The sequence below is a fragment of the Bacillus sanguinis genome, assembly GCF_018332475.1.
Taxonomy (GTDB): domain Bacteria; phylum Bacillota; class Bacilli; order Bacillales; family Bacillaceae_G; genus Bacillus_A; species Bacillus_A sanguinis.
In genome coordinates this window covers 1-5,686 of sequence record NZ_BOQB01000267.1, presented here as the reverse complement: position 1 = coordinate 5,686, position 5,686 = coordinate 1, and the positions used below count along the sequence as shown (strand labels likewise).

Genomic DNA, 5,686 nt, shown 5'->3' with positions numbered 1-5,686 from the left:
ATGAAACAGACGAAACAAAACAAAAATGGCTTTTTTATATACCGAATATGTAACACTGCAAATACTAAACTCGCTATTACAATTCCAAAGTGCGTCTGCACTACACCTCTAAATAAAAATTCTTCTGCAAAACCGATAATGAACGTAATAACGAGTAGATGCATAACTGACATTCCTTGAAACATCCTATCGTTAATACCACCATCATCAAACCAGGACTCAGGAAATACTCGCATTGCAACATAATCTAATAACACAATACCAATTGCTAATAAGCCACCTATTATAAGTATAGACACCGGTTCCCATTTCCACAGACTATACACCGATTTTATATCTCGGAATAATATATATGCTAGTAAACAACCGATACCGATAATAATGAACTGTGTGATATACAGATTCAGCCTTATTTCTTTCGGACTCATATCTTCAATATTATGCCTTTGAATGTTCATCATTCCCCCATCTTTTCTAGACCGAAAAGCTTTTGTAACTCTGTTTCCCAATTATAGTCGAAATCCGATTGTTGCGCTTGTCTTTTTTTATAATCTGTTTTTGTAATACTACAATAGTCACAGCAATTTTTTAACTCGTTCTCTTTTCTATAACCGAACTGTTGCAGCAAATATTCACGTCTACATCCTTTCACTTGTATCCATGATTTCATGTTTTCTAGCTCACTATACTTATTACGTAGCCTTATTTCTACTTCAGCTATTAATCTGTTCATAATTTCATCTGACAAGCCCTCTAATTTTAATTTCCGCTGTTGTATGATTCCAAGCTGTTCAAGATGATAGCGGATGAACCGCCAATATTGTTCATTAAATCTTGCTGCATTATAACAAATTTCTTCTACCTCTTCTATTGGTAATTCTTTCGTTTGAAACATTCTTTCTTGTAGTAAAGAAAATAAAAATTGTATTTGCGACTGACTTGGCAATTCGTCTTCAATTATTGAAATTGGTAAGTCGTGATCTAACGGACTACATAGTAAGATAGCTATACTCGGTTTACCATCTCTTCCAGCTCTTCCGATTTCTTGTAAATAGGAAGCTATATTAGTCGGATAATGGAAATGAATAATATATCTTGTATTCGACTTATTTACTCCCATACCAAAAGCACTTGTACATATTACAAGCTGCAACTGGTCATTCATAAACTGCTGTTGAATTAACATACGCTCTTCATGTTCCATACCACCATGATAAAAAGCGACACCAGTCACGCCTTTTCCTCTTAAATATTCCGTTAAACGTTCTGTCCACGCTCTGCTTGAACAATATACAATCCCTGGCCCTTGTAAATACATTACCTGGTCCAAAAGCGATTCTTTCTTCTCTTCTATCGTATCCACAAATTGTACTTCCATTGCAATATTTGGACGATCAATAGAGTATACATGCTGCGTCGCATTCTTCAAATCTAAACTCTCTGCTATATCTCGGAGTACATCTTTCGTCGCTGTCGCCGTTAACGCTAGCACCGTAGGAGACCCGATATTCTCAATGGCTACATTTAGTTTTTTATAGTCTGGTCTAAAATCATAACCCCATTGTGAAATACAATGAGCCTCATCCACAACAAATAATGAAATATGGACTTTCTTCAATTCTCTTATTAGCACTTCCGACTGCAACATCTCTGGTGATACAAAAATAAATTTATATGAAGCTAATTTTTTCATCGCTTCTCTTTTTTCATGTAATGTTCGAAAACTATTAAATGCAATCACTCGGTTTTTTACAACATATTTTAATTGTGTAACCTGATCTTCCATCAAAGATAATAATGGCGATACAACAAGTACTGTTCCTTCTCGCATTAGCCCTGGAAGTTGATAGCACATAGACTTCCCTCTTCCGGTCGGAAGCATCGCTATAACATCTTTTCCTTCCAATAAATCTGTAATTACCCCTTTTTGACCTGGACGAAATTCAGAATATCCAAACCACCTATATAAATATTCCTCAAGTTTCATTTATACCCTCCATCCGCGCCAATACAAGACGAACTTCAAAATAAGAGATATCCTTTCCAACCGCTTGTTTCAACTCACGCAACTTACGTGTTTGTAATGCATCAATTACTTTTGTTACTTTATCTATTTTGTCTTTTTCCATAAACATCTCGATAGAAAAATCCCTTTCTCGCAAAGCAATTTCAACAAAATGATCTTCTATTGTTGCAACCTTTAAATTTCTAATTGTCGCTATTTCATCTAAAGATCGTCCTTGTCTCCAAAAATTATATGTTTTTTTCGTTGATAAACTAAATAATTCGGCTCTCTCATTTGGATAAGAGATAATCTCAGCTAATAGTGGAAATTCATTTTCTTTATCACGAACTTCTTGTATAAGGAAGTGAATTGTACCCCAAAATAAAAAGTATACCCTGAATATATCTTGTTTCGTAATTTCCGCTAACTGCTGCAATGTACAACCGATACGTTCATATCCTGTTAATCTATATGTTACAATCGTCGCTTCTATCACATCACATTTACCTAAAAGTTTATGTATTTCTTTCCATAATCTTCTCGCCAATTCACTTCGCCTATACGGCATACTTGTTAAAAAGCGTTTCACCCACATCATTATTTCTGTATCTTGTTGAATGGGAATAAACTTCGTATTATTCTGTTGTAAATTAGATATCGTTTGAATAATTAATGATAATCTTTTCCAAAATGTTTCACCTAATTCACCATAGTGTAAACCATGTAAATGGGCCGGAAAAGCATACACTTCCTCCCATGTATGTAACTGCATTTTACCTTTAGATGTTAACAAATATGTATTTTCATGTATTTCTTGAATCAAATCTGTTCGCAACAATTTTGCAACTTCACGATCATAGTCTGTTCTATTCAACGATTTATATATTCCAAACAAAAAAGAAATTCGGAACATATTTCCATCTTGTAACGTTTGCGAAGATCGTTTTCCTTTTAATAAATAATAAATAGAAGAAACGGTCCTTTCACCATTCAATTGTTTTAAACAATACAATAAAGTATATTGTAGTTGCATTACCGCTTCCACCTTTCAGTCTAATTTAATTGCTTTTTAGTATGATTGCACCACCGTTACTCATCAAACTTATCATATCAGTACAATATACTTGTATATAGTCTATTGTACCAAACGAAATAACATTTACGTATTTTGAAAATCTTATGACATAATGCAAAAATTAGTTGACACCCTAATTGATAAGCATTATCATTATAATTTTATGTTGAAAAGTTTTAAAAACCGTTTTACAATAAGGTTATAATTTTTATGGCGAGCTTTTCACATACATATTATCAGGAGGGAAAAAAGATGGCAAAATATACAATCGTTGATAAAGATACTTGTATCGCATGTGGTGCTTGCGGCGCTGCTGCACCAGACATTTATGACTATGATGATGAAGGTATTGCATTTGTAACATTAGACGATAACCAAGGTATCGTTGAAATTCCAGATGTATTGCTTGAAGATATGATGGATGCATTCGAAGGTTGTCCAACTGACTCAATTAAAGTTGCTGACGAATCATTCGAAGGCGATGCTTTAAAATTCGAATAGTCTTTTATTAACTTCAAAAAATATCCCTCATTAATATGAGGGATATTTTTTGTTTTCTATTTTCATTCCACTTAATAAAAAACCATTAGTAGTTCCATACTACTAATGGTTTTTTTACCCCGCTATTTGCCGGACAATAAGACCCCACCTCAAAATTCAGCGAAAGCCAAGAAGTTTGGTGTGGGCGAGCTGCCCGTAAAGGCCCGATTGGTGAAGGCTGATAATCAGTGGTGGATGAACAAAACCCTCACTGATTAAAGTTTCACTTTATTTTTTATGCATTTTTCATTTTTGCAAACACCCATACTTTCAGGCGTGAGAATAACGCTACAAAAACAATTGTCACAACAATTCCTTTAATCAAATTAAATGGTAAGATTGCCGTTACAACCGTTGTTCTTATAGCCTCGCTAGACATAGCTGGTGAATTTAAAAACCAAGTGTAAGCTGGGAATATAATGATGTAATTTAATACACTCATAATGAGCGCCATTGTAATTGTCCCTAGCATTAATCCTGTCGTTAAACTCTTAACAGTACGATACTTTCTAAATAAGAAAGCTGCCGGTCCAATAAATAAACATCCTGCAATAAAGTTAGCAATTTCTCCAACTGGTACTCCCGTTAAACTCCCTTGAATCCCGTAATGTAAAATATTCTTTATCGCCTCTACAATTATCCCTGCAACTGGTCCAAAAATAATCGCAGCAATTAAAGCTGGCACATCACTAAAATCAATTTTTAAAAATGGCGGAAGCCCTGGGAACGGGAAATCCAACATCATTAGTAAATATGCAATACTACTTAGCATCGCTACACTCACCATCTGCACTACACTGTTTTTTTGTTTCATCTTTCTCTCTCCTTTTCCATCGATCATCTCATGGAAAGTGGAAAGGTTCTGCTATGCCTACTTTTTCATAGAACGAAAAAACCCTTTGTGTTTTACACAAAGGGAGAATTTAAGGCACATCAAACAGACGTTCAAATCCATATCTTTTTTGAACGCTTGAACCTCCATCTTCTCCCATCCAGACTATACTGTCGGCTTTGGAATCACACCAAATCCTGCCTTAACGGCTCGCGGGCTTAGAACAAAATCATATAGAGTTCATCACCGCCGGTCGGGATTTTCACCCTGCCCCGAAGATAGACCGATATTCTATTTTCCCCTTCATTATACAACAACATGATCGTGTTGTGAACAAAAAAAGTGTAACTTATTAAAAATAAGTTATTAATTTTATATAATCGAAACCGATCACTATATTTTACAATACACCCCAGATTTTTTAGTATTAGGCATTTCTCCTATGAATCCACTAGTCATATATAGTTAAAAGTGATAAGATGTTGAATTGTTAAGATAAGAACATTTTCTGGATTATGGAGGAAATGTCATGAAGAAAGAAAAGAGACACTCTATTCGAGAAGCAATGAAAAAAAACTTAAGAAAAGAATACTTTTACTTAAAAAAAGAATTACTTTTCTACTGTCCAATTGATTTAGGCGCATTCTCAAGCGAGACATACTATGCTGCTTTCGATGAAGATGGCATCAGTATTTATCAGTATGATAAAAAAACAGAGAGTAAATTAAAATTGTGTGAGCGTCATCCGTGGAAGAGTTGGAATAAAGTGAAGGTTGATCATTATTTAACAACTTCTCAATTTATTTTTCAAGGGGAGCGAAACTGGATATTATCCCTTTTCCAAAAAGGAAAAGAAGCTCAAAAAATAATTGAAGAGCATACATCTTTACAAACTGAAGTTGTTTCCCGCTCTTTCTTAAAAAAGCTTCCAGGCTTCCGTTCTAATGCACCATTGAATAAATACATCGGCAGCATTTGCTACACTGCACTTATTGCATTTTTATTAAAATGGATGATTCCATTTCAAGCACCACAAATCGCCCTGTACTCTATTTCAATCGGTTGTATGCTTCTTGGCTTACTTTGTTTGACAATCGGTTTAATTGAACCGACTATTGTACTGTTTCGAACAAACGAAAAAACAAGAACAAAAGTATTTTACTTATATAGCTACTTAGCTATTTCTGGATTTATATGTGTCTTTATTTTTTGGTAAAAAAAGAGCTAGTTTAAA

General features: G+C 34.4%; 6 protein-coding genes and 1 riboswitch. Of the genes, 2 read left to right on the top strand and 4 right to left on the bottom strand.

What is annotated here, in order from left to right; translation table 11 throughout:
* The 3 genes from KI369_RS23535 to KI369_RS23525 form a co-directional block, all read right to left on the bottom strand.
* On the bottom strand, nt 1-458 hold a 458-nt coding region (locus tag KI369_RS23535), incomplete at its 3' end, for a CPBP family intramembrane glutamic endopeptidase (RefSeq protein ID WP_212957584.1).
* The gene (locus KI369_RS23530) at nt 458-1,987 is read right to left on the bottom strand and encodes a RecQ family ATP-dependent DNA helicase (protein ID WP_212957583.1); all 1,530 of its coding nucleotides are present in this window, start codon (nt 1,985-1,987) and stop codon (nt 458-460) included. The genes KI369_RS23535 and KI369_RS23530, both read right to left, overlap by 1 nt.
* Entirely contained in the window at nt 1,977-3,038 is a 1,062-nt protein-coding gene (locus KI369_RS23525) for a YpbB family protein (protein ID WP_212957582.1), read from the bottom strand. Before KI369_RS23525 ends, KI369_RS23530 begins: the two co-directional genes overlap by 11 nt.
* 294 nt (nt 3,039-3,332) lie before the next feature.
* Here KI369_RS23525 and KI369_RS23520 point away from each other — a divergent pair, with 294 nt between their 5' ends.
* Nucleotides 3,333-3,581: a ferredoxin gene (locus KI369_RS23520; RefSeq protein ID WP_088231604.1), complete on the top strand. Its 249-nt coding sequence runs from the start codon at nt 3,333-3,335 to the stop codon at nt 3,579-3,581.
* 274 nt (nt 3,582-3,855) lie between these two features.
* Here KI369_RS23520 and KI369_RS23515 read toward each other — a convergent pair whose 3' ends face one another.
* The gene (locus KI369_RS23515) at nt 3,856-4,434 is read right to left on the bottom strand and encodes an ECF transporter S component (protein ID WP_000810851.1); all 579 of its coding nucleotides are present in this window, start codon (nt 4,432-4,434) and stop codon (nt 3,856-3,858) included.
* 162 nt (nt 4,435-4,596) lie between these two features.
* Nucleotides 4,597-4,736: riboswitch (FMN riboswitch) on the bottom strand.
* Nucleotides 4,737-4,981: 245 nt separating this feature from the next.
* Here KI369_RS23515 and KI369_RS23510 point away from each other — a divergent pair.
* The gene (locus KI369_RS23510) at nt 4,982-5,668 is read left to right on the top strand and encodes a hypothetical protein (protein WP_212957581.1); all 687 of its coding nucleotides are present in this window, start codon (nt 4,982-4,984) and stop codon (nt 5,666-5,668) included.
* Nucleotides 5,669-5,686: the final 18 nt, after the last annotated feature.

Coding starts and splice junctions, on each gene's coding strand:
- KI369_RS23530 (WP_212957583.1), bottom strand. CDS start 1,987: ATGAAACTTGAGGAATATTTATATAGGTGGTTTGGATATTCTGAATTT.
- KI369_RS23525 (WP_212957582.1), bottom strand. CDS start 3,038: ATGCAACTACAATATACTTTATTGTATTGTTTAAAACAATTGAATGGT.
- KI369_RS23520 (WP_088231604.1), top strand. CDS start 3,333: ATGGCAAAATATACAATCGTTGATAAAGATACTTGTATCGCATGTGGT.
- KI369_RS23515 (WP_000810851.1), bottom strand. CDS start 4,434: ATGAAACAAAAAAACAGTGTAGTGCAGATGGTGAGTGTAGCGATGCTA.
- KI369_RS23510 (WP_212957581.1), top strand. CDS start 4,982: ATGAAGAAAGAAAAGAGACACTCTATTCGAGAAGCAATGAAAAAAAAC.